This window comes from Microbacterium sp., assembly GCF_044508325.1.
In the GTDB taxonomy this organism is placed as follows: domain Bacteria; phylum Actinomycetota; class Actinomycetes; order Actinomycetales; family Microbacteriaceae; genus Microbacterium.
This window is the reverse complement of the sequence record NZ_JBIQHX010000004.1, coordinates 6,491-30,194: the sequence shown is the minus strand read 5'-3', so window position 1 is coordinate 30,194 and position 23,704 is coordinate 6,491. Positions and strand designations below refer to the sequence as shown.

General features: G+C 70.8%; 22 protein-coding genes. 14 read left to right on the top strand and 8 right to left on the bottom strand.

The annotated features are described in order from the left end of the window. The first annotated feature begins 548 nt into the window (after nt 1-548). From ACIWQI_RS04450 to ACIWQI_RS04440, 3 genes are read left to right on the top strand one after another with little or no spacing between them, the layout of a single operon-like run. Complete coding sequence (locus tag ACIWQI_RS04450; RefSeq protein WP_396655909.1) at nt 549-1,637, top strand: ParA family protein; 1,089 nt, start codon at nt 549-551, stop codon at nt 1,635-1,637. Next, nucleotides 1,637-2,587 (top strand): ParB/RepB/Spo0J family partition protein, encoded by a 951-nt coding sequence (locus ACIWQI_RS04445; protein ID WP_396655908.1) that lies wholly within the window; start codon nt 1,637-1,639, stop codon nt 2,585-2,587. Before ACIWQI_RS04450 ends, ACIWQI_RS04445 begins: the two co-directional genes overlap by 1 nt. A gap of 44 nt (nt 2,588-2,631) precedes the next feature. Further along, on the top strand, nt 2,632-2,982 hold the full coding sequence (locus ACIWQI_RS04440; RefSeq protein WP_396655907.1) for a tryptophan synthase subunit alpha: 351 nt from the start codon (nt 2,632-2,634) through the stop codon (nt 2,980-2,982). 83 nt (nt 2,983-3,065) lie between these two features. Here the strand turns inward: ACIWQI_RS04440 and trxA are convergent, their stop codons facing one another. The 4 genes from trxA to ACIWQI_RS04420 all read right to left on the bottom strand — a co-directional run bounded on the left by trxA (nt 3,066) and on the right by ACIWQI_RS04420 (nt 8,335). Further along, the gene (trxA, locus tag ACIWQI_RS04435; RefSeq protein ID WP_396655906.1) at nt 3,066-3,389 is read right to left on the bottom strand and encodes a thioredoxin; all 324 of its coding nucleotides are present in this window, start codon (nt 3,387-3,389) and stop codon (nt 3,066-3,068) included. Nucleotides 3,390-3,462: 73 nt separating this feature from the next. Then, entirely contained in the window at nt 3,463-4,449 is a 987-nt protein-coding gene (gene trxB / locus ACIWQI_RS04430; protein WP_396655905.1) for a thioredoxin-disulfide reductase, read from the bottom strand. 80 nt (nt 4,450-4,529) lie between these two features. Further along, nucleotides 4,530-6,125 (bottom strand): murein biosynthesis integral membrane protein MurJ, encoded by a 1,596-nt coding sequence (gene murJ, locus ACIWQI_RS04425; RefSeq protein ID WP_396655904.1) that lies wholly within the window; start codon nt 6,123-6,125, stop codon nt 4,530-4,532. Further along, nucleotides 6,122-8,335, bottom strand: coding sequence for a DUF6049 family protein (locus tag ACIWQI_RS04420; RefSeq protein ID WP_396655903.1), 2,214 nt, complete (start codon nt 8,333-8,335; stop codon nt 6,122-6,124). Before ACIWQI_RS04420 ends, murJ begins: the two co-directional genes overlap by 4 nt. A 114-nt stretch (nt 8,336-8,449) precedes the next feature. Here ACIWQI_RS04420 and ACIWQI_RS04415 point away from each other — a divergent pair, with 114 nt between their 5' ends. Both ACIWQI_RS04415 and ACIWQI_RS04410 read left to right on the top strand, forming a co-directional pair. Continuing rightward, complete coding sequence (locus tag ACIWQI_RS04415) at nt 8,450-9,985, top strand: methyltransferase (RefSeq protein WP_396655902.1); 1,536 nt, start codon at nt 8,450-8,452, stop codon at nt 9,983-9,985. Nucleotides 9,986-10,035: 50 nt separating this feature from the next. Continuing rightward, nucleotides 10,036-11,463: a CCA tRNA nucleotidyltransferase gene (locus ACIWQI_RS04410; protein WP_396655901.1), complete on the top strand. Its 1,428-nt coding sequence runs from the start codon at nt 10,036-10,038 to the stop codon at nt 11,461-11,463. Between the two features lie 6 nt (nt 11,464-11,469). On the opposite strand, the gene ACIWQI_RS04405 is transcribed toward ACIWQI_RS04410, so the two are convergent. After that, nucleotides 11,470-12,843 carry an aspartate aminotransferase family protein gene (locus ACIWQI_RS04405; protein ID WP_396655900.1) on the bottom strand — a complete coding sequence of 458 codons (1,374 nt, stop codon included), beginning with the start codon at nt 12,841-12,843 and terminating at the stop codon, nt 11,470-11,472. A gap of 288 nt (nt 12,844-13,131) precedes the next feature. On the opposite strand from ACIWQI_RS04405, the gene ACIWQI_RS04400 reads away from it, so the two are divergent. From ACIWQI_RS04400 to ACIWQI_RS04380, 5 genes are all read left to right on the top strand, one after another. Further along, nucleotides 13,132-14,766, top strand: coding sequence for an ABC transporter substrate-binding protein (locus tag ACIWQI_RS04400; protein WP_396655899.1), 1,635 nt, complete (start codon nt 13,132-13,134; stop codon nt 14,764-14,766). An 83-nt stretch (nt 14,767-14,849) separates the two neighbouring features. Then, complete coding sequence (locus ACIWQI_RS04395; RefSeq protein ID WP_396655898.1) at nt 14,850-15,989, top strand: ABC transporter permease; 1,140 nt, start codon at nt 14,850-14,852, stop codon at nt 15,987-15,989. A 1-nt stretch (nt 15,990) separates the two neighbouring features. Then, entirely contained in the window at nt 15,991-16,983 is a 993-nt protein-coding gene (locus ACIWQI_RS04390) for an ABC transporter permease (RefSeq protein WP_396655897.1), read from the top strand. Then, the gene (locus tag ACIWQI_RS04385; RefSeq protein ID WP_396655896.1) at nt 16,983-18,656 is read left to right on the top strand and encodes an ABC transporter ATP-binding protein; all 1,674 of its coding nucleotides are present in this window, start codon (nt 16,983-16,985) and stop codon (nt 18,654-18,656) included. The genes ACIWQI_RS04390 and ACIWQI_RS04385 overlap by 1 nt, the downstream gene beginning before the upstream one ends. Further along, nucleotides 18,653-19,327, top strand: a complete 675-nt coding sequence (locus ACIWQI_RS04380; protein ID WP_396655895.1) for a TMEM175 family protein — start codon at nt 18,653-18,655, stop codon at nt 19,325-19,327. The genes ACIWQI_RS04385 and ACIWQI_RS04380 overlap by 4 nt, the downstream gene beginning before the upstream one ends. On the opposite strand, the gene ACIWQI_RS04375 is transcribed toward ACIWQI_RS04380, so the two are convergent. Together ACIWQI_RS04375 and ACIWQI_RS04370 are read right to left on the bottom strand one after the other, a co-directional pair. Beyond that, complete coding sequence (locus tag ACIWQI_RS04375; protein WP_396655894.1) at nt 19,317-20,471, bottom strand: hypothetical protein; 1,155 nt, start codon at nt 20,469-20,471, stop codon at nt 19,317-19,319. The two genes, ACIWQI_RS04380 and ACIWQI_RS04375, sit on opposite strands and share 11 nt — an antisense overlap. Then, nucleotides 20,468-21,454, bottom strand: a complete 987-nt coding sequence (locus ACIWQI_RS04370) for a hypothetical protein (RefSeq protein WP_396655892.1) — start codon at nt 21,452-21,454, stop codon at nt 20,468-20,470. The genes ACIWQI_RS04375 and ACIWQI_RS04370 overlap by 4 nt, the downstream gene beginning before the upstream one ends. Before the next feature lie 209 nt (nt 21,455-21,663). Between ACIWQI_RS04370 and rpsF the strand changes: the two genes are divergently transcribed. The 4 genes from rpsF to rplI all read left to right on the top strand — a co-directional run bounded on the left by rpsF (nt 21,664) and on the right by rplI (nt 23,313). Beyond that, complete coding sequence (gene rpsF, locus ACIWQI_RS04365; RefSeq protein ID WP_396656123.1) at nt 21,664-22,020, top strand: 30S ribosomal protein S6; 357 nt, start codon at nt 21,664-21,666, stop codon at nt 22,018-22,020. 4 nt (nt 22,021-22,024) lie between these two features. Continuing rightward, on the top strand, nt 22,025-22,525 hold the full coding sequence (locus ACIWQI_RS04360) for a single-stranded DNA-binding protein (protein WP_396655891.1): 501 nt from the start codon (nt 22,025-22,027) through the stop codon (nt 22,523-22,525). A gap of 69 nt (nt 22,526-22,594) precedes the next feature. Beyond that, the gene (gene rpsR, locus ACIWQI_RS04355) at nt 22,595-22,849 is read left to right on the top strand and encodes a 30S ribosomal protein S18 (RefSeq protein WP_396655890.1); all 255 of its coding nucleotides are present in this window, start codon (nt 22,595-22,597) and stop codon (nt 22,847-22,849) included. A gap of 11 nt (nt 22,850-22,860) precedes the next feature. Next, complete coding sequence (gene rplI / locus ACIWQI_RS04350; RefSeq protein WP_396655888.1) at nt 22,861-23,313, top strand: 50S ribosomal protein L9; 453 nt, start codon at nt 22,861-22,863, stop codon at nt 23,311-23,313. 124 nt (nt 23,314-23,437) lie between these two features. Here the strand turns inward: rplI and ACIWQI_RS04345 are convergent. Then, nucleotides 23,438-23,704 (bottom strand): hypothetical protein (locus ACIWQI_RS04345; RefSeq protein WP_396655887.1); only part of this gene is annotated, 267 nt, incomplete at its 5' end.

Here is a 23,704-nt window from a genome sequence, read left to right as displayed (position 1 = left end):
TGCATGGGTGGGGACACACGAAGAAGGCCGCGCTGATCGCAGGCAGGATCGAGGACCTGAAGGCTGCGTCACGTGCGAAGCGGCGACGGGAGTGAACGGGCGGCCCGACGCGGCGCAGGCCGCTGGACGCGGAGTTGGTCGCGGCGGGCGATACGGCCCCTCGACACGCTCGGGGAGCGGAGCGGAGCGGAGCGGTCGCCGAGCGTGTCGAGGCGCGTGAGGCGGCACGGTGGCAAGCGCGCCCCTCGACACGCTCGGGGAGCGGACGGGAGCGGACGCCGAGCTTGTCGAGGCGCGGGAAGCGCCCCCAAACAAGCGCTGCCCCTCGACGGGCTCGGGGAGCGGACGGGAGCGGACGCCGAGCTTGTCGAGGCGCGTGGCGGCCCCTCGACGGGCTCGGGGAGCGGAGCCGACGGGCTCGGGGAGCAGACGGGCTCGGGGAGCGGAGTGGAGTGGACGCCGAGGCTGTCGAGGTGCGCGATGTTTCACGTGGAACGGGGCGCGGGCAACAGGTGGCCGGGGAGGGGTCGACTAGAGTGGAGGGCGGCATGGACGAGCACGCGAACACCCCTTCGTTTCACGTGAAACAACCCGCCGCATCGACCGTTTCGGAGGTCGAGGAGGGCCGTTCAGCAGCCTCGGCACCAGCACCCGCACCACCCGCAGAGCACCCCGCCGACGATTCGCCAAGCCAAGGACAGTCGAGCGGTGAAACCGCGCCGGCTGCCACGGATCCGTTCGACTTCGACACGCCGCTGGCGCGCGAACTCGCAGACCTCACCGCGCGGCGCCGCGCCCTGGAAGGGGTGGATGTCACGCTCTCGGGCCGCACCCGGGTGATGACCGTCTCGAACCAGAAGGGTGGCGTCGGCAAGACGACCACGACGGTCAACACGGCCGCTGCGCTCGCGTCGGTGGGGGCACGCGTGCTCGTGATCGACCTCGACCCGCAGGGCAACGCGTCGACGGCGCTCGGGGTTCCGCACACCGCCGACACGCCCAGCGTGTACGACGTTCTCATCGACGACTTCCCGATCTCCGACATCATCCAGGTCAGCCCGGAATCGCCCAATCTGCTGTGCGCGCCCAGCACGATCCATCTCGCCGGCGCCGAGATCGAGCTCGTCTCGCAAGTCGCCCGCGAGCACCGGCTCCGCACCGCTTTGGAGGAGTACCTCGCCGCGCACGGCGATCAGCTGGACTTCGTGCTCATCGACTGCCCGCCATCGCTCGGGCTGCTCACCATCAACGCCTTCGTCGCCGCGCACGAGGTGTTCATCCCCATCCAGTGCGAGTACTACGCCCTGGAGGGCCTCAGCCAGCTGCTGGGCACCGTGCGGATGATTCAGAAGCATCTCAACCCGGGTCTGCGGGTCTCGACGATCCTCCTGACGATGTACGACGGCCGCACCAATCTCGCGCAGCAGGTCGCGCAGGAAGTGCGCGAGCACTTCCCGCACGAGGTGATGCGCACGGTGATCCCGCGCTCGGTCCGGGTCTCGGAAGCACCGAGCTTTGGGCAGACGGTCATCGCGTACGACGGCAACTCGGCCGGAGGCATCGCGTACCGCGAGGCGGCCGTCGAGATCATCCAACGCGGCGAACGGGCCGCCATTGACGAAGAAGGAGCGCGCTGATGGCGAAGCGGACTGGGCTGGGGCGCGGAATCGGGGCCCTGATCCCGACGGCGGAGCCGGCGGAATCACGGCCGGCAGACGTGTTCTTCAGCGGCCGCACGACCACTGAACCTGCGGAGGAGCCGACGGAGGACCTCCTCGCCGTCCCGGGCGCGCGCCTGCTGCACATCGACCCGAGCAGCATCGTGCCCAATCCTCGTCAGCCGCGCTCGGTGTTCGACGAGGACGATCTCGCCGAGCTCGTGCACTCCGTCCGCGAGTTCGGTGTGCTGCAACCGGTCGTCGTGCGGGTGAACGACGACGGGGAATACGAGCTCATCATGGGCGAGCGCCGCACCCGCGCCGCCCGTGACGCGGGGCTGACGACGATTCCCGCGATCGTCCGGGACACGTCCGACGAGCACCTGCTCCGCGACGCGCTGCTCGAGAACCTGCACCGGTCGCAGCTCAACCCGCTCGAAGAGGCCTCCGCCTACCAGCAGCTCCTGGAGGACTTCGGCATCACCCAGGAAGAGCTCGCGAGCCGCATCGGGCGCTCCCGTCCGCAGATCAGCAACACGATCCGCCTGCTCAAGCTGCCCATCCCGGTGCAGCAGCGCGTCGCCGCGGGCGTGCTGAGCGCCGGGCACGCCCGCGCGATCCTGTCCCTCGACGACGTCGACGCCATGCAGCGCCTCGCCGACAAGATCGTCAACGAGGATCTGTCGGTCCGCGCGGCCGAGGCGGCGGCGAAGGGTTCGGATGCCTCGCGCCGGCGTCTGCCCAAGCCGCAGGCGGGTCGTCGCGGTCACCTCGACGAAGTCGCTGAGCGGCTCGGGGACCGGCTCAACACTCGGGTCAAGGTCTCGCTGACTGCAAGAAAAGGCCAGATCACGATAGATTTCGCGACAATCGGTGATCTCAACAGGATCCTTGCGGAGCTGGGGGAGCCGGCATTCGGCGACTTCTGAGCACGCCGCACCGCCATCGGCGCCGCGGCGTTTACGCTGGAGGGGTGACCGAACACGACGAGCCGCTTCGCCGGCGCGCGAGCCTCGAGGTGCTGCGCGCCGAAGCAACCGATGAGCTCGACGTGCTCGTGCTCGAGCGGCTTCGCCGAGGCGAGGACCCGTGGGAGTTCATGGAGGACCTGCCGACGGTGGACGAGCTGGTCGTCCTGACCCTGCGCGCCGAGCTGATCACCGCCGGCGGGGGCCTGCGTCCCTCCCGTGCGGCGCACTTCCGCATGCTGCGCCAGGTCGCGCTCGAGCATCCGTCGCTGACCCGAGCGGTGTGGCGCCTGGCCGGAGACACGGAGTCCTACCGCACTTGGGACGCGACGGTGCGGACCGGCGAAGCATCCTGATTCCTTGGATGCCGACAAAGGCATGAAAAAGAAAGCCCCGGTGAATCGCGAGAATCACCGGGGAAAGCGAGCGAAGCGCGGTGTCAGCCGATGTACTTCGCGAGGTCCTGCTCGAGCGCGAACTTCGGCTTGGCGCCGATGATCGTGGTCTCGACCTGACCCTTGTTGAACACCTTCATGGCGGGGATCGACGTGATCTGGTACTTCGCCGCGAGGTCGGGGTTCTCGTCGACGTTCAGCTTCAGCACCGTGATCTTGTCCGGGTGCTCGGACTGGATCTCGTCCAGCACGGGTGACACCATGCGGCACGGCCCGCACCACGCGGCCCAGAAGTCCACGAGGACCGGTCCGTCGGCCTCGAGGACGTCCTGCTGGAAGGTGGCGGATGTCGTCGCCTTGGCGGTCATGTCTGCTCCTTGTCTCCGGGCGCGCGCCCGGAAGTCTTCGTGGGGTGCAACGCCCGCACCGGCTCGGATGTTCCTACGCCGCGTCCGCTTCGGGGCGCCCCGAGATCTCGTCGTCGTAGACGTCGGGCGCGCCGGCCTCGCCGCGCGCAGCCAGGTAATGCTCGGCGTCCAGCGCCGCGACGGTGCCGCTGGCGGCAGCGGTCACGGCCTGGCGGTAGGTCGGGTCGATGACGTCGCCGGCGGCGAACACGCCCGGCAGCGAGGTGCGCGACGAGCGCCCGTCGACCTTGATCGTGCCTTCCGGCGTCAGCTCGAGCTGATCGTGGACCAGGTGCACGCGCGGGTCGTTGCCGATCGCGACGAACACGCCCTCCACCGCGAGCTCGCTCTCGGTGCCGTCGACGGTGGAGCGCAGCTTCACGCCGGTCACCGTGTCCTCGCCGAGGATGTCGACCACCTCGGCGTTCCACACGAACTCGATCTTCTCGTTGGCGAACGCGCGCTCCTGCATGATCTTCGACGCCCGCAGCGAGTCGCGACGGTGGATCACGTACACCTTCGACGCGAACCGCGTGAGGAAGGTCGCCTCCTCCATCGCCGAGTCGCCGCCGCCGACCACCGCGATGACGCGCTCGCGGAAGAAGAAGCCGTCGCAGGTCGCGCACCACGAGACCCCGTGACCGGACAGACGCTCCTCGCCGGGCAGGCCCAGCTTGCGGTACGCCGACCCGGTCGCGATGATGATCGACTCCGCCTCGTGCACGGTGCCGCTGCCGAGGGTGACCCGCTTCACATCGCCTTCGAGCTCGAGCGAGACGACGTCGTCGTACAGCACCTCGGCGCCGAAGCGCTCGGCCTGCGCCTGCATCTTCTCCATGAGCTCGGGGCCCTGGATGCCGTCGGGGAAGCCGGGGAAGTTCTCCACGTCCGTGGTATTCATCAGCTCGCCGCCGGCTTCGACCGAGCTCGCCACGACAAGCGGCTCGAGGTTGGCGCGTGCGGCGTAGATGGCGGCCGTGTAGCCCGCGGGGCCCGAACCGACGATGATGACCTGACGCACAGCGAGCGCCCCTTCCGTTGCTTCAAAGGCTTCAACACATGCTAACCGGGCGGCATTCCGGCGCTCGCCGAGCGCGCCGATCAGCGCTTCGGGCGCACCCTGCGCAGCATGCCGACGGCGACCGACAGCTCGGGGGCGCGCAGCGCGAACAGCAGTGCGAAGTACACCACCGCGACCACCGCGGCGATGATCAGCGCCCCCACCGCGCCCAGCAGCTGCGATGAGGCCGTCCACCCGTCCGCGCCGCCCAGCAGCAGGAACACGCCCCACCCCGCCGCACCCGCCGGCACGGCGGCGATGAGGAACCGGGCAAGCGCCAGCATCCATCTCCGCACGCGCAGGTCGCCCACCCGCCGGCGCAGCAGCACGGTCGCCATGACCACCTGCACGACGATCGAGATCGACTGGCCGAGCGCCACGCCCGCCGTGCGGATGTCGGCCGGCAGCGCCAGCGCCGCGAGCGCGAGCCCTGCGGCGATCGCGGCCTGCACGAGGGTGAACACGAAAGGGGTGCGGGTGTCGTTGTACGCGTAGAACGTGCGCTGGACGGTGAACAGGATGCCGATGGGGATGAGCCCCACCAGGAACCCGCCCAGCACGACCGCGGCCTGCACGGCCTGGTCGGCGGAGGTCGTGAAGACACGGGATGCCGGCACTGCCGCCGCGGCGAGGGCCGCCGCCGACACCACGATCAGCAGGGTGATCGAGCGGACGCTCGCGCCGACGTCGCGCGGCACCTCGGCTCTGCGCCCGGCGGCGACGTGCTCGCTCAGCTGCGTGAAGTACGGGGTTCCGATCGAGAGGGCGATGATCGAGTACGGGAGGATGAAGATCAGCGCGGCGTTGCCGGCGATCGCCTGACCGGGTTCGCCGGCGTCGGATGCCGTGGAGTACACCGCCGACTGCACCAGGGCGGCCAGCTGGGTGACCAGCACCATGAGGAACGTCCAGCCGGCCAGCTGGCCGATGTTGCGCAGCCCCATCCCGCGCCATCGGAAGTCGGGCCGCAGGCGTGCGCCGGTGTGGCGCCAGAACATCAGCAGGACCCCGGCCTGCAGCACGATGCCCAGCGTCGCGCTCGCGCCGATCACAGTGATCATCGCGGGCGTCCACGCGGAGACGGGGGGCTGCCCGCCGCCGAAGAGCACGATGAACAGCCCGAAGCCGGCGATCGAGACGATGTTGTTCACGATCGGCGCCCAGGTGAACGGCCCGAACACCCGTCGCGCGTTGAGCGTCTCGCCGACGAGCGCATAGATGCCGTAGAAGAACACCTGCGGCAGGCACCAGTACGCGAAGGCGAGCGCGAGGGCGCGCTGGTCGTCCGAGAACGCCGGGGCGTACGCCGACACGAGCAGCGGCGCGCAGGCGACCGAGATGCCGGTCACCAGCAGCAGGATCACGGTGCCCAGCGTGAACAGCTTCGAGATGAACGCCGAGCCGCCGTCGTGTGCGGCGCTCGCGCGCACGATCTGCGGGACGATGACCGCGGTGAGGATGCCGGTGGACACGATCATGTAGATCGTGTTCGGCAGCTGGTTCGCGACGAAGAACGCGTCGGCGGATGCCGCGGCGCCGATCGCCGAGACCAGCACCACCGATCGGAGCAGGCCCGTCACCCGCGAGACGAGGGTGCCGGCGCCGATGAGCACGCTCGCCCGGCCGATGCCGCTCACCGCTCCTCCTCCGCGCCCGTGCCGGCCGCGGCATCGTCCGCAGCAGCATCCTCTGCCGCACGGCGTTCGCCGCGCTTGCGCAGGATCGTGCGCACGAGTCCGAGCGTGAGGAAGCCGCCGATGAGCACGAGGACGATCGTGATGCCGATCCCCTCCCAGTCGCCGCGCACCGACACCTCCGCAGACTCCGGGCCGCCGATCTCGACGCCGGTCGGACCGCGCAGCTGCAGGCGCACGGTCACGTCGCCGCTGCCGATGCGGGCCTCGACGGGCACCGCGACGCGGGTGTTGCTCGACGCGGTCGCGTTGTCGACGGGGGTCTGTCGCTGCACGTCGAGCCGCAGATCGTCCGGTGTGGCCACGAGCACGACCTGCACGGGATACGGCAGCTCGTTGCGCACCCAGAACTGCAGGGGGCCCGCGGTGTTCAGCAGGTTGATGTGGCTGGGCGGGACGATCGACACGGCGCCCAGGGTGGCGGTGGTCGCCTCACGGTGCTCCATCGCCGCCTGCATCCACGCCGCCGGGTCCGCGACCCACCCCACTCCGAGCAGCTGCAGGAGTTCGGCGCGCTCGCGGCCGGTCAGCACCGAGGGGTCGTCGAGGATCGTCGCGAACGCGGCCAGGTCGTCCTCGTCCGCGAAGAGGGCGGATGCCTGCGCCACCCGCGCGGGGTCGATCGCCGATTCGGCGAGTTCGACAGGTTGCGGCGTCGCATTGACCAGTTCGACGAGGGACGCCGAGCGGGTCGTGGGCAGCGCGACCGCGGTGTCGATCGCGGCGGACAGGGCGATGCGCGTGCGGTCGGCGTCCCGATCGAGGGCGACCAGCAGCGGGGCGCCGTCCGCGGCGTCGGAGGCGAGCGAGAGGAGCGCGGCCGCGGCCGTGAGCGGGCGACCGCGCAGCACGTTCTCCGGGGTGACGGACGCTTGGGTCAGCCAGTCCGAGACCGACGAGTCGTAGACGAGCGCCGCTGCGTCGCCCACCACGGCGCGGGCGGGCACGGCAGCGGCGTCGATCCCCGTCGAGACCGAACCGACGATCGTGAGTGCTTCGATCTCGCCGGTCGACAGCGCCGCCAGGGATTGCACCGTCGCGCTGTCGGCGAAGCCCGGTGCCGGCCAGTACACGTCCCCGCGGCCACCGCCGATCTCCAGCAGGGTGTCCAGGTCGGGGTAGTCGGGCTCGACTGACGGCTCGGTCGCCTGGGGGGAGGGTGTGGGCGTCGGCGTGATCTCGGGGAAGTCCGCCGGCGACATGTAGCTCTGCAGCGACGTGGGCTGCAGGGGCTCCGGCAGCCCGGCGGCCAGCTGCGTCGCGACGTCGGCATCGCCGTACTGCAGCGCGAAGCGGGGGTTGGGAAGCAGCTCGAGCTGCTCCAGCCAGTCCACCGCAGAGTCGGGGGCGGCGTCGCCGAGCACCCGGATCGACGCGGCGATGGCGGGGTCGACGGCGATGATCGCACCGGTGCCCGACACCGCATGCAACTGCTCGGTGAGTGATCCGTCCGGGGCGGTCAGCTCGATGAGCTGTTCCGCGGGCAGCACTCCCGCGGTCGCCGGCCCGGCGGTGATGGGCACGACGACGCCGACGGGGGTCGTCACGCCGGGGGCGCGGGGCACGATCATCGCGCTCGTGGAGATCACGTCGCCGCCGGGACGCTCGTAGCGGGCCAGCAGAGGATAGACGCCGGGCGCCCGCTCTTGCAGCGCCGGATCGTCGGCGGCGACCACGACTCCCTCGGTGACGGCGCTGGTGGCCTCCAGCGGAGGCGCCGGAGCATCGGCGACGGGCTCGGTCGCCACACCCGAGGTGTCGCCGGCGAGCCACGCTTCGAGCGCGCCGCGATCGTCGATCGCGGTGTCGCCCAGCTCGAGCACGAGATCGCCCGCGGGGACCGCGACCGGCGTGTCGTTGGTGATCGTGAGCGACACGGTCAGCTGCCCGCCCTCGGGCACGATGCCGGCGTTGATCGGAGACAGCGTGAAGCGCACGCCGCCCGGTGCGGTCGGGGCGGGGGTCGGCTCCGGGGTCGTCTCGGCGGCGGCGGGCACCACGCCACCCAGCAGCAGCGCCAGCACCGTGAGCGCGGCCGCGGCCCGCCCTGCGATCGCAGGTGCCCGGAGACGCCGGGCTCGCGGATGCAGACCGCGGCGGGGGCCGCGGGCGCGGCGTGCGGTCATGCCCGATGCGGGGGAGGTCACGGTCATGTGCATTCTGCTCGGTCGCGATTCACGACCGTGCGGTCATCTCGCTTCACCTGGCGGCACGATTCTACGAGAGCGCCCTGGGCGAACCCCGCAGGCGGGCGGTTGAATGACAAGGTGAGCACTCGCGTCCTGCCCGAGCCCGACCCCGCGCGCTGCCGCGATCTCGCCGATGATCTGCGTGCCGCGGGGTTCACGGCATCCGTGCTCCGCTCCGCCTGGGGACCGCTCGCCGACGACGCGATCGTGCGCGGGCTGCCGTCCCCCGCGCTGCGTGCCCTCGGTCAGCGGCGTGACGCGCTCGCGGTGCTGGGGCGGCTGCTCGTGCTCGGGATGCCGCAGCCGGCCGCCGACGTCATGGCGGCGCTGCCGCGCTGCGGCGCGGACGGACTCGTCGCCCTGGGGCTGGCCCGCGTCGCCGGCGATGAGGTCGTGCCGGAGGCCCTGGTGCGGCCGCAGGAGCTGGAGGATGCGGCGGGCACGGTCCACTGGTGGGTCGCGAGCGACCTCGATGAGACCGCCCTGGGCGGCCCGCTCCCTGAGGATCACGTGCTCGGGGTCGGCGGGGCGTCGCTGACCTTGGCTGCGCTCCAGCTGCCCACGCCGGCGCGGCGGGTGCTCGATGTCGGGACGGGATGCGGCATCCAGGCCCTGCGCGCCCTGCGCGGACGCCGGGCGCAGGTGGTCGCGACGGATGTCTCGCAGCGCGCCCTGGCGTTCACTCGCCTGAACGCGCTGCTCAATGGTGCGGACGGCATCGAGACGCGTCTGGGCAGCCTGTTCGAGCCTGCGGCCGGTGAGCGGTTCGACCGGGTGGTGTCGAATCCGCCGTTCGTCATCACTCCGCGCTCGGGCGGGGTGCCCGAGTACGAGTACCGCGACGCCGGCTTCGCGGGCGATGACCTGGTCGCCGCGTTCATCGCCGGCGTCGGCGACGTGCTCGAGCCCGGCGGCGTCGCCCAGCTGCTCGGCAACTGGGAGACCCACGGCGGCCGCACGGGCCTCGACCGCGTGCAGGAGTGGGTCGAGCGCTCGCCGGTGCCGTTGGACGCCTGGGTCATCGAGCGCGAGGCGCTCGACCCGATCGCCTACGCCGAGCTGTGGGTGCGCGACGGCGGCACCGCGCCCGGGCGCGAAGGATATGCGGCGCTCGTCGATGAGTGGCTCGACGACTTCGCCGAACGCGGGGTCGCCGAGATCGGCTTCGGCTACGTGCTGCTGCGCCGCCCGCTCGCGGGCGCGCCGACGCTCGCGCGGTACGAGCGCCTCCCGCAGGCCGTCGACCCGTCCGGGCTCGGTGCGCACCTGGCCCAGGCGCTGGCTGCCCACGATCGCCTCGAGCTCACCGACGACGGCGGGCTGGAGGCATCCACGCTCGTCGTCTCGCCGGACGTGACCGAGGCCCGCCACCTGCGCCCCGGCGACGACGACCCTACCGTCATCGAGCTGCGCCAGGGCGGAGCGCTGGCGCGGGTGCGGTCGGTCGACCCGGCCCTGGCGGCCCTGGTCGGCGCGTGCGACGGCGAGCTGACCGTCGGCGCGCTCGTCGCCGCCATCGCCGAGCTCATGGAGGTGGATGCCGCGACGCTGCGTGCCGACCTGCTGCCGGGGGTGCGCGAGCTGCTGTTCACCGGGTTCCTGCGCTTCGCCTGAGGTCCGATGCGGATCAGGGTGCCTGCGATCACCCGATTAGGCTCGAACCCATGCTGAACATGGCCGAGGGCGTCGCCCGCCTGGGCGCTCTCGCGGAGTCGGCGCCGGTCGCGGCGCTCGCCGACGCGTTCGCCGCCGCCGGCCACGAGCTCGCGATCGTAGGCGGTCCGGTGCGTGACGCGCTGCTGGGCCGGGCGACCAACGACCTCGACTTCACGACGGATGCACGGCCCGACGACATCCTGCGGATCGTGAAGCCGATCAGCACCGCGCGGTGGGACGTCGGACGCGACTTCGGCACGATCGGGGCCAAGGTGGCCGGCGACCAGGTCGAGATCACCACGTACCGCGCCGACAGCTACGACGGCGTGACCCGCAAGCCGACCGTCGAGTTCGGCGACACGCTCGAAGGCGACCTGGCGCGGCGCGACTTCACCGTCAACGCGATGGCGCTGCGGGTGCCGTCGCGCCGCCTGGTCGACCCGACAGGAGGCGTCGAAGACCTCGTGCGCGCCGAGCTGCGCACACCCGCCGATCCCCGGGTGAGCTTCGGCGACGACCCGCTGCGCATGCTCCGGGCGGCGCGCTTCAGCTCGCAGCTCGGGTTCCACGTGGATCCGGCCACGGTCGATGCGATCGAGCAGCTGCGCGCCACGCTGCGCATCGTGAGCGCCGAGCGCATCCAGGGCGAGCTCGTGCGGCTCCTGCAGACCGACGACCCGGGCCGGGGCATCCGCCTGCTCGTCCAGACCGGTCTCATCGAGGAGTTCCTCCCCGAGATCCCCGCGCTGCGGCTCGAGGTCGACGAGCACCATCACCACAAGGACGTCTACGAGCACTCGCTGACCGTGCTGCGGCAGGCGATCGAGCTCGAGAAGACCCGGAATCCGGATGCCGCGCCCGACGTGCCGCTGCGGCTCGCGGCCCTGCTGCACGACATCGGCAAGCCGTCCACCCGCCGGCTCGAGCCCGGCGGCGCGGTGACCTTCCACCACCACGACGTGAAGGGCGCGCGCATGGCGCGCAAGCGCCTGAAAGAGCTGCGGTTCGACGCGGCCACCATCGACAGCGTCACCAAGCTCATCGAGCTGCACCTGCGCTTCTTCGGCTACGCCGAGGGCGCGTGGACCGACTCGGCGGTGCGCCGGTACGTCCGCGACGCCGGCGACGAGCTGGAGCGCCTGCACATCCTCACCCGCGCCGATGTGACCACCCGCAACAAGCGCAAGGCCGCGCGGCTGGCCGCGGCGTACGACGACATCGAGCGGCGCATCGCCGCCCTCGCCGCGCAGGAGGAGCTCGATGCCATGCGTCCCGAGCTCGACGGGAATCAGATCCAGGAGATCCTCGGGATCACGCCCGGGCGCGAGGTCGGCGAGGCGTACCGGTTCCTGCTGGATCTGCGGCTCGACGAGGGCCTCCTCGGCGAAGAGGAGGCCGAGCGTCGCCTGCGCGCGTGGTGGGAGACCCGCCCCTGAACGGTGTCAGGCGGTGAGCTCGCGGGCGAGCTCGTCGAACACGGCGATGTACGCATCGACGGCCTCGTCGGTGTGGGTCACCGACAGCGTCCACTCCTCCTCGCGGCCGGGGGTCATGAAGATGCCCCGGTTCAGGTTGTACAGCCACGCCAGGTCGGCCAGCGCCGCATCCTGGTTCTCCTTGAAGGTCTCGTAGTCGACGACCTTGGTCGTCGAGAAGGTCACGCAGCCCTTCGAGCCGATGCCGACCGCGTAGCCGGGCAGGTCGTACCTGTCGACCACGGCCTGGCAGCCGGTGACGATGCGGTCGTTGAGGTGGTCGAGGTGCGCGTACGCCTCGGGGGTGAGGACCTCTTCGAGGGATGCCCGGGCGGCGGCCATCGTCAACGGGTTCCCGTTGTAGGTGCCCACCTGGTAGACCGAACCGTCCTCGACGACCGCCATGACCTCCTCGGTGCCGCCGATCGCACCCGAGGGCAGGCCGCCGCCGAGCGCCTTGGCGAGGGTGACCATGTCGGGCAGCACGCCGAACTTGTCGGTGGCGCCGCCCGGGGCGACGGTCAGGCCGGTCTTGACCTCGTCGAAGATGAGCACGATGCCGTGCTTGCGGGTGATCTCGCGCACCGCCTCGAGGTAGCCCGGTTCGGGCAGCACGACGCCGAGGTTCATCATCGCGGCCTCCATGATCACGCACGCGGGCTTGCGGCCCTCGGCGGTGAGGCGCTCGATGCGGCGCTCCATGGCGCCGGCGTCGTTGAAGGGGACGGCGACGGTCATGTCGACGACCGACTGCGGGATGCCCGCGCCGTAGGCCAGCGAGGCGAGGTTCTCGCGGTCGCCGATCTTGTCGTACTCGACGCCGATCGACACCATGACGGTGTCGTGGTGGCCGTGGTACGAGCCGAAGATCTTCATGACCGTGTCACGGCCGGTGACCGCGCGGGCGATCCGGATGGCGTCCATCGTCGCCTCCGAGCCGGAGTTGGTGTAGCGCCACTTGGGCAGCCCGAAGCGGCGGGCCAGCTCGTCGGCGACGGTGACGTCGTCCTCGGTGGGGCAGCCGAAGTGCGTCCCCTGCGGGTAGCGCGCGGCGATCGCGGCGCCGATGGCGGGGTGCGCGTGCCCCTGCACCATCGAGCCGAATCCGTTGTGGAAGTCCCACATCTCGTTGCCGTCGACGTCCCACACCTTCGGACCCGAGCCGCGGGCGATGTAGATGGGCCACGGGTCGCGCAGCTGGTACGACGACGCGACGCCGCCGGACAGGTGCCTGCTGGCGCGCTCGTACATGTCGCGCGACGCGGTCGTGCGCTCGTCGAGGCGCTTGGCCTCGCGGGCGGTCAGCTCGGCGATGCGATTGCGGTCGAGGGTGATGCTCATGCTTCCTCCTGCATGACGGGCGCCGACCGGCCTGGCGTCGGCGTCTTCACAGGAAAGAGAAGCACTCACGGTCGGCCTGGCGCCGGGAGCGGTCCGAAGACACCAGCAGGATAGCAACTCGACGCCCGGCATCACCACGGCCGGTGCCGCCTGGACCGGCCCCGCCGCGGGTTTCAGTCTGGTTACGAATCGTTCACTGAATTGATGCAGACGTCCGCGAGGCGAAGAATATCGAGATGGACCGCGCCAATCAGACGCGGCCGATCCCTTCACAGCAGAGGTAGCACTATGTCACTGCACCACTCCGGGCGGGGGCGCCTCGCCCTCGCCATCGGGGCCTTCGGGGCCTCGGCACTCCTTCTCGCCGGCTGCGCCGGCGGCGGGGGCGGCACCGCGACCGACGGGGGCGGCTCGGACGAGCCCATCATCGTCGGCACCACCGACAAGGTCACCACCCTCGACCCGGCCGGCTCGTACGACAACGGCTCGCTGGCCGTGCAGACCCAGGTCTTCCCCTACCTGGTGAACACCGACTACAACAGCACCGAGGTCGTGCCCGACCTGGCCGAGTCGGCAGAGTTCACCTCGCCGACCGAGTACACCGTCACGCTGCCTGCCGGCCTGAAGTGGGCCAACGGCAACGACCTCACGTCCGCAGACGTGAAGTTCTCGTTCGACCGCAACCTCGCCATCGCCGACCCGAACGGCGCGTCGAGCCTGCTGTACAACCTCGAGAGCGTCGAGACGCCGGATGACACGACGGTGGTCTTCCACCTGAAGTCGGCCAACGACCAGGTGTTCCCCTACATCCTGACGAGCTTCCCGGGCGCGATCGTCGACGACGAGGTGTTCGCGGCCGACGCGATCACCCCCGACCAGGACATCGTGGCGGCGGACGCCTTCGGCGGCCCCTACCGCATCACGTCGTGGGACTTCAACAAGACCGTCGAGTTCGAGCCCAACGAGAACTACCAGGGCCTGCTCGACCCGGCCGAGAACTCGGGCGTCATCCTGAGCTACTTCGCCGACTCGTCGAACCTCAAGCTCGCCGTGCAGGAGGGCGACATCGACGTGGCGTACCGCAGCCTCTCGGCGACGGACGTCGACGATCTCAGCAAGAACGAGAACGTGCAGGTCGTGGACGGCCCCGGCGGTGAGATCCGCTACATCGTGTTCAACTTCGACACGCAGCCGTACGGCGCCAAGACCGCAGAGGCCGACGCGGCCAAGGCGCTCGCCGTCCGCCAGGCGGTGGCCGACCTGATCGACCGCGAGGAGATCTCGACTCAGGTCTACAAGGGCACCTACACCCCGCTGTACTCCTTCGTCCCGGCCGGCTTCAACGGTGCCACCGAGGTGCTCAAGGAGCTGTACGGCGACGGCAACGGCGGTCCGGACGCCGACAAGGCCCGCGCGACCCTCGAGGCCGCCGGCGTCGAGATCCCGGTGCAGCTGAGCCTGCAGTACAACCCCGACCACTACGGTCCGTCCTCGGGCGACGAGTACGCCCTGGTGAAGTCGCAGCTCGAGGCAGACGGTCTGTTCGCCGTCGACCTCAAGTCGACGGAGTGGGTCCAGTACAACAAGGACCGCGTCGCCGACGTGTACCCGGCCTACCAGCTCGGCTGGTTCCCGGACTACTCCGACGCCGACAACTACCTGACGCCGTTCTTCCTGACGGACAACTTCCTGAACAACCACTTCAGCGACCCGGCCGTGGACGAGCTCATCCTGCAGCAGGCGGTGGAGACCGATCCGGCCGCCCGCACCCAGGAGATCGAGGAGATCCAGCAGCTGGTGGCCGAGCAGCTGTCGACCGTGCCCTTCCTGCAGGGCGCGCAGGTCGCGGTGGCGGGCATCGACGTCGACGGGGTCATCCTCGACGCGTCGTTCAAGTTCCGCTTCGCACCGGTCACGAAGTAGCGAACCCGAGGATGCTGGGGCGGTCCCGCAGCGGATCGCCCCAGCATCCTGTCAGGTCACCCACCGGGAAGTAGGCTCACCCCATGACGGACGCTTCGACGGGGCTCGGTGCAGGCGAACCCGGCGGTGCCGCGTTCGGCCCGGCGCCGATCGATCAGCCGCCGCCCGCGCTCGAGGCGCCGCCGACCACCCGCAAGGGCGGCAGCCGGCTCGGCCGCTACGTGCTGGTGCGGTTCCTGCTGATGATCCCCACGGTGCTGATCCTCGTCACGCTCGTCTTCTTCCTCATCCGCCTCACCGGTGACCCGATCACCGCCGCACTGGGCGGCCGCCTTCCTCCCGACCAGCTCCAGGAGCGCATCCATGAGGCCGGCTACGACCGGCCGATCGTGGTGCAGTACTTCGAATACCTCGGCCAGATCCTCACCGGCAACTTCGGCACGACCCTCACCGACAACCAGCCGGTCACCGAGGTGCTCGCCACCTACGGTGCGGCGACGCTCGAGCTGGTCGTCTACGCGCTGATCGTCGCGTTCATCATCGGCATCCCCTTCGGCATGATCGCCGCCGCCAAGCGAGACCGCACCCCGGACGCCGTCCTCCGCGTGAGCGCGATCCTCTTCTACGCGACCCCGGTGTTCTTCTCCGGCCTGGTCGCCAAGCTCGTCTTCTCGGTGTGGCTGGGCTGGTTCCCGGTCAGTGGACGCGCCGGCGTGCGCACCGAGCTGGCGCTGCAACGCGAAGGGCTCGACACCGGGCTGTACCTCGTGGACGCGATCGCGTCCGGCAACCCCGCCTACGTGGGGGACGTGCTCTCGCATGCCGTCCTGCCCGCGCTCACGCTGGGGCTGCTGACCGCCGGCATCTTCCTGCGTCTGGTGCGCACCAACGTGATCGGCACCTACAACATGCCGTACATCGACGCGGCGCGCTCCCGCGGGGTCGGCGAGGCGCGCCTGGTGCGCAAGCACGCCTACAAGCCGGCGCTCATCCCGATCATCACCGTCATCGGGCTGCAGATCGCCCTCATGCTCGGCGGCGCCGTGCTCACCGAGACCACCTTCGAGTGGCAGGGGCTCGGCTTCCAGCTCGTCAAATACCTCGCCGCGCGCGACTTCGTGGCCGTGCAGGGCATCGTCGCGATGATCGCCATCATCGTGGCGGTGACGAACTTCGTCGTCGACATCGTCGCCGCGTTCCTCGACCCGAGGGTGAGGTACTGACATGGCCAAGCTCCGCCTCGTCGACCGCCTCCCCGTGGTCCACCAGCTGCGCCAGTCCGTCGGACTGCAGCGCGGGATGCTGGTGGCCGGCCTCGCGCTGACCGCGATCTTCCTGGTGTTCGCCGCGTTCGCGCCGTGGATCGCGCCGTACGGGTACGACCAGCTGCGGGGACCGGACGGCACCTTCGGGGCGCAGCAGCCGCCCAGCGCCGAGCACTGGCTGGGCACGACCGTGGGTGGGTACGACGTGCTCTCGCGGACGATCTGGGGGGCCCAGACCGCGCTCCTGGTCATCCTCGTCGCCCTGGCGCTGTCGGTGTTCATCGGCATCCTGCTGGGTCTGCTCTCCGGCTACCTCGGCGGCTGGGTCGACCGCGTGCTCGTGGTGGTCGCCGACGCGATCTACGCCTTCCCGACCCTGCTGCTGGCCATCGTCGCCGCCATCGCGATCAGCGGCGGACAGTCCGGCCTGTGGCCGGGGGTCATGGCCGCGGCGGTGTCGATCACCGTGGTGTTCATCCCGCAGTACTTCCGGGTCGTGCGCTCCGAGGTGGTGCGTGTGAAGGCCGAGGCGTTCGTGGAGTCCGCCAAGGTCATCGGCGCGTCCACCCCGCGCATCATGTTCGTCCACGTGCTGCGCAACGCCACCCGCACGCTCCCGGTGATCGTGACGCTCAACGCGTCCGAGGCGATCGCCACGCTCGCGGCCCTCGGCTTCCTGGGATTCGGCATCGAGCCGACCGCCGCCGCCGAGTGGGGCTACGACCTCAACAAGTCGATCAGCGACGTCGCCGCCGGCATCTGGTGGACGGCGATCCCGCCGGGCACCGCGATCGTGCTGACGATCCTCGGCATCACGCTGATCGGCGAGAGCCTCAACGACCTCGCCGACCCGCGGCTGCGTGCCCGCCGGCGCGCCGGCCGCCAGACCCCGGCCGACGCGGTGGCGGATTCCGAGCCGGTGACCCGCGAGATCCTGGGAGAGGTGGAGTGATGAGCGCGACCGACAGCCCGGCCGTCGACATCCGCGGCCTCGACGTGATCTTCGCCACGGACGGCGGCGACGTGCACGCGGTGCGCGACGTCACGCTCGACGTCCGCCGCGGCGAGGTGCTCGCGATCGTCGGCGAGTCCGGCAGCGGCAAGACGGTGACCTCGCGGGCGATCCTGCGACTGCTGCCCGAGACGGCGACCGTGCGCGGTGCCGTGGTGCTCGACGGGACCGACGTGACCCGGCTCGACAAGGGCGCGCTGCGGCAGGTGCGCGGCACCAAGGCGGCGATGATCTTCCAGGAGCCCTCGATGGCGCTCAACCCCGTCTACACGGTGGGGTGGCAGCTCGCGGAGGGCCTGCGCGCCCACGGCGGGTACAGCAAGGCGGAGGCGAAGAAGCGCGCCGTCGAGATGCTCGACCGCGTCGGCATCCCCGAACCCGGGCGTCGCGTCGACGACTACCCGCACCAGTTCTCCGGCGGTCAGAAGCAGCGCATCGTCATCGCGATGGCGCTCGCGCTCGACCCGACGGTGATCATCGCCGATGAGCCCACCACCGCGCTCGACGTCACGGTGCAGGCCGAGATCCTCGACCTGCTGCGGCGCCTGCGCGACGAAGACGGCACCGCGATCGTGCTCATCACGCACAACATGGGGGTCGTCGCCGACCTGGCCGATCGCGTCGCGGTCATGCTCGACGGCGAGATCGTCGAGACGGCGCCCGTGGGGGAGCTGTTCGACGCGCCCCAGCACGGCTACACGAAGAAGCTCCTCGACGCGGTGCCCCGCCTGCAGATCACCGATCGCCGGCTTCCCGAGACCGACGAGCCGCAGGAGCCGGTCGTCGTGGCCGACCAGCTCGTCATCGAGTACGCCGGCCGGTTCGGGCGCCCGGCATTCCGGGCCGTCGACCGGGTCGGCTTCACGATCGCGCCGGGCGAGGTGCTGGGCCTGGTCGGCGAGAGCGGATCGGGCAAGACCACGATCGGCCGCGCCATCGCGGGGCTGACCCCGGTCGCCGGCGGCTCGCTGCGGGTGCTCGGCACCGAGATGAACGGGGTCAAGGAGCGCGTCTTCCGCCGCCACCGCAAGGAACTGGGGTTCGTCTTCCAAGACCCGGCGACGAGCTTCAACCCGCTGCGCACGATCGCGCAGAACGTGGCGGAGCCGCTCATCGTGCACGGCGGCGCCCGCGATGTCGCCGCCGCCCGGCCCAAGGTCGATGAGCTGCTCGAGGCGGTCCAGCTGCCGGCCGCCTTCGGCGACCGCTTCCCGCATGAGCTGTCCGGCGGCCAGCGGCAGCGCGCCTCGCTCGCCCGTGCGCTCGCCCTGGATCCGAAGCTGCTGATCGCCGATGAGCCCACCAGCGCGCTGGACGTGTCGGTGCAGGCGCGGGTGCTCGACCTGTTCCGCGAGCTGCAGGAGCGGTTCGGCTTCGCGACGCTGTTCATCACCCACGACCTCGCGGTCGTGGACCTGCTGGCGCATCGGGTCGCGGTGCTGCACCACGGCCGCATCGCCGAGGAGGGACCGACCGCCAAGGTTCTGGGGGAGCCCACCGACGACTACACCCGCCGGCTCATCGCATCGCTTCCCGTGCCCGACCCCGTCGAGCAGGCGGTGCGGCGCGAGCAGTGGCGGGCCACGCTGGAGCCGGAGGCGGAGCAGGGGTGACCGACGAGCACGGTGCGATGGCCACGGACGAGACGCCGACGGGCCTGCCCAGTGCTGAGCGGCTGAAGGCGTTCACCGATGCCGTGGTCGCGATCGCCATGACGCTGCTGATCCTGCCGCTCATGGAGAGCGTCTTCGATGCGTCCCGCGAGCACCTCACCGCCGGGGCGTGGGTGGAGGAGAACGTGGAGCCGCTCATCAGCTTCGCGCTCAGCTTCGTCCTGATCGCCGCGTTCTGGCTGAGTCATCATCGCCTGTTCTCGCGCGTGCATCGGGTCTCCGGCGGCCTGCTGGTCCTCTCGGTCGTCTGGATGTTCACGATCGTGTGGCTTCCCGTGGCGACTGCCGTCGTGGGCCTGCTGCCGGACAGCCTGGCGCAGAAGGCGATCTACATCGGGGCGCTGTTCCTCATCAGCATGATGACGTCGATCCTCGGCTGGTATGTGCTGCGTCACCCCGCACTGCACTCGATGCCCGAGCGGTCTCTGCGCGGAGGCACCCTCGCCGACGCGATCGCCTCTGCTCTGTTCGTCGTCGCTTTCCTGCTCGCGGCCTTCGTGCCCGGCATCGGGTACTGGGCGATGGCCGTGCTGCTGCTGACCGGTCCGCTGCAGGCGCTCCTCGCGCGCCGCCTCGGGCTGCGCGGACCGGGCCGCGCCGTCAGCGATTGAACAGGGCGCCGAGCACTCCGGCGAACAGCCCGCTCTGCATGAGGAGCCAGAACAGCAGGAACCCGGCGACGGCGATGACGGTCGCCCAGGGCACGCCCCTCTTGAGGCGCCGTCCGGGTGCCGCCACGCCGGGCGGGGGGCGCAGCGCCGCGGCGGGCGCGGCGAAGGGCAGCGGGGATGCCGCATCCGCCCGCAGCCGTTCGTCGCGCCACCGCGCCCACTGCGCGAACTTGTCGAGCAGGGCGCCGACCACCGAGAACAGCCACGCCCAGGTCGCCGGGTCGAGCGTGGAGAAGTCGCGCTTGGCGTACAGGAAGAGCCAGTCGTCGGCGATCTCGACGTCGAGCGCCGCCGCGTGGTCGATGAACCGGGCCATGATGTCGGGGGTGAACAGGTACAGCGCGTCGCGCTCGTAGCCGGCCGGGCAGTAGAGCGAGAAGTAGCGGTCGAAGTCGCCCTCCAGGCTCAGGCGCTGTTTCCTGTCGAAGGTCGTCGGGAGGTTGGACCCCCCGAACAGGCCGTTGTTGCCGGTCGCGTCGAGCACGATGTTCGGCAGCGGCACGTCGAGCTTGACGGCGACGTAGCCCCATCGGTGGGTCGTCTTGTTCTTGCCCGAGCCGGTCGTGTAGCGGTAGTTCGCGAACTCCACGAACCGCGGGCTGTGCCCGCGGACGAGATCGGACGCCGCCCGCTCGCTGCCCTGCGAGAAGATCATGCCGGGCAGGGCCGGGCCGCCCACGTGCGGGGTGAACGACATCCCGTTCGCGCGGGCGAAGCGGTCGAGCCGGTACCAGCGCGCCGCCGTGCCGCCGATGCCGCGGAACACCGCTGACCCGACGGCGATCGCCACGCCCGCAACCAGCAGCAGGGGCAGTAGCGGGATGAACATCGACGGTCCGGAGGCGTCGGCCATCGCGCCGATGAACGCGGTCACCACCGTGACGCCCACGGAGGCGAACACGAACAGGATGACGACGGCGATGATCAGGCCGAAGACAGCGGACCCGGGGAACAGGCTCGGCGCCCGGCCCGACGCCCGGCCCGGCGCCCGCAGCTCCCGGGCGAACGCACGTGCGGCGCGCGGGTCGATCGGCTCGGTGAGCGGGCGGGCGTCGAAAGGCAGGACATGCGCGGGTGTGGTCATCGGTTCACCGGATCTCCGTCCCACGTGAGGTCGGCGCCGGCGGGGATCGGCAGCGCCTCCAGCCGCGGGTCTGCGGTCAGCTGGGCGATGAGGTCGCGCGAGCCGGCGACGATCGTCGAGTCGAAGTCGACCTCGGTGACCAGCACCCACGCACGGTCGTCCGGCCAGATCAGGCTGGGCGACTGCGCCTGCGGCGGGAAGCCGTGGGCCTCGGCCTCGCGATCACGCCACGGCACCCCGAGCACCCAGTCGGCCTCGGCCACTTCGGCGACGCCGCCGCGGAAGAGGATGTGGTCGCGGCCGGGAAGCGCGAGGCGAGGCCCTTTCGAGACCTCGTCGGGGAGGATGCCCGGCTGCCACGTGGGCTTGCGGAAGACGTTGTTGAACGAATCGCTGATGCTGCGGCCGAGCATCGCGTTGTGGCGGTCGGAGTCGGGGTCGTCGGTGAAGGTCAGGAACGTGCGCGACGGCGTCTCGCCGTAGAACCCGACCAGGCCGCCCCACCCCTCCCACAGCGCGACGTGGCCGGCATCGGGCGTCGTCGTGCGGGCGGACAGGTGCCCTGCGACGACGGCGACCAGGTCGGCGGCGAGGTCGCCCTCGGCGGGCGCGGCATAGCGCCAGCCCGCGGCATCCCTCGGTCCGTCCTCACCTTCGACCTCGCGGTGCTTGCCGACCAGGTGGTGCCACTGCGCGAGCGGATGCATCGTCGTGCCGAAGCCGGCCGCGGCTTCGGTCCACGTCACCCGCTCGTCCTCGATCTCGGGACGGGCGTGGTCGAACGCGTCCCACTCGCGGCGGTGCCGGCCGTACGGCAGCGGCGGCCAGGGCCGCCCGACCGGCCGGTCCCGGACGGCGGGGTGGAAGATGCGTGCGTAGGCCGGGAAGCCGCGCGGCACGACGCCGTGCATGCTCGCGGTGAGGTGGTCGTCGAGGCGATCGCGCAGCCAGTCGCCGGCGGCCACGTCGCTCGTCCACTCCATCCCTCCAGCGTAGGGGGCGGCCCGGCGCTTCCCCGGGTGCACGCCGGAGAGCGGGCGGCGGCGACGGGCCAGGGCATCCGCTAGACTGTTCAGGGTGTCCGCCCTCGGGCGTGACACCTGCACACACCCTCCTGCTTCCGGGAAAGGCCCGGAAGCCGTTCGAGTCCGAAGGAGGTGGGTTAGTGACGCACACGCATCAGTACGAGCTCATGGTCATCCTCGACCCCGAGATCGACGAGCGCACCGTCGCCCCGAACCTTGAGAAGTTCCTCAAGGTCATCACCAAAGATGGGGGCACGATCGACAACGTCGACATCTGGGGCCGTCGCCGCCTGGCGTACGAGATCCAGAAGAAGAGCGAGGGCATCTACGCCGTCGTGAACTTCACCGCCACGAGCGAGGCCACGCAGGAGCTCGACCGTCAGCTCAAGCTCGACGAGCGCATCATGCGCACCAAGGTCCTGCGCGCCGAAGAGGCAATCGCCCAGGTCGCCGCCGAGGCGAAGCGCTCCGAGGAGCGCGCCGCCCGCAAGCGCCGCCCTGAGCCTGCCGAAGGAAAGGCGTAAGGCGATGGCCGGCGAGACGATCATCACCATCGTGGGCAACCTCACGGCCGACCCCGAGCTGCGCTACACGCAGAACGGGCTTCCCGTCGCGAACTTCACGATCGCTTCGACGCCGCGCACCTTCGACCGGCAGGCGAACGAGTGGAAGGACGGCGAGGCGCTGTTCCTCCGCGCGAGCGTGTGGCGCGACTTCGCCGAGCACGTCGCCGGCTCGCTGACCAAGGGCATGCGGGTCGTCGCGACCGGCCGCCTCAAGCAGCGCAGCTACCAGGACCGCGAGGGCAACAACCGCACCGCCATCGAGCTGGAGATCGACGAGATCGGTCCCTCGCTGCGCTACGCGACCGCCCAGGTCACGCGCGCCGCGTCCGGTGGCGGCGGCCAGGCCCGTCCGCAGCAGGTCGCCGAAGAGCCGTGGTCGACGCCTGGCTCCACCAGCGCCGCCGGCGGCGGCGCCGATGCGTGGAGCGCGCCCGGCGCCTACGGCGACGACACGCCCTTCTGACGCGAGTCGGAGCACAACAGTCCCGGAGCCTCGACCCGAGGCATCCATTCTCAGAACTAAGGAAAACCCATGGCTGGAAAGTCGAGCGGCGACCGCCGCAAGCCGCGGAAGGGCGCGAAGAACGCTGCCCCCGCGAAGGCGATCCGCGTCGGCGTCATTGACTACAAGGACGTCGCCACGCTTCGCCGGTTCATCTCGGAGCGCGGCAAGATCCGCGCCCGTCGTATCACCGGTGTCTCGGTGCAGGAGCAGCGCCTGATCGCCCGCGCGATCAAGAACGCGCGCGAGATGGCGCTCCTGCCCTACGCCGGCGCAGGTCGGTGAGGAGCACCCCGATGGCAAAGCTGATTCTCACGAATGAGGTCGCCGGGCTGGGCAGCGCCGGCGACGTGGTCGAGGTCAAGAACGGGTACGCCCGCAACTACCTCATCCCCCAGGGCTTCGCGGTGGCGTGGACCCGCGGCGGCGAGAAGCAGGTGGCGTCGATCCGCGCCGCCCGTGACGCGCGCGCGATCCACGACCACGAAGAGGCCGAGGCCCTCAAGAACGCGCTCGAGGCCGACAAGGTCCGCCTCGCCGTCAAGGCCGGCGCGGAAGGCCGCCTGTTCGGCTCGGTCAAGACCGCCGACATCGCGGATGCCGTCAAGGCCGCCGGGATCGGCGAGCTCGACAAGCGCAAGATCCACATCACCTCCCCGATCAAGTCGGTGGGCGAGCACGAGGCGACCGTTCGTCTCGGCGAGGACCTCACCGCGGTGATCACCCTCCAGGTGGTCGCAGCCAAATAGCTGCGAACCGGGTCGAGGGGGTTCCTGAGATCGTCGAGGGGGGTTCCCGAGCTGGTCGAGGGGGGTTCCCGAGCTGGTCGAGGGACGGATGCCGCAGGCCGATGTGCCTGCGGCATCCGTCGTCTCAGCGCCGGAAGGCGCGCGGCCGAACCGTGCGCACCCCTGCGGCGATGAGACCGCACACCAGCAGCGCGATGCCGAGCGCGGTTGCCCCGAGGGGCAGCCCCCCGCCCGTCTCGGCCAGCACGCCGGTGGCGCCGGTCGACACCGGCACGCCGGTCACCGTCCGCGGCTCATCCGTGCCGGGGTCGGTCCCCGGATCTGTGCCGGGGTCTGTCCCCGGGTCTGTGCCCGGATCTGTGCCCGGATCTGTGCCCGGGTCCGTTCCCGG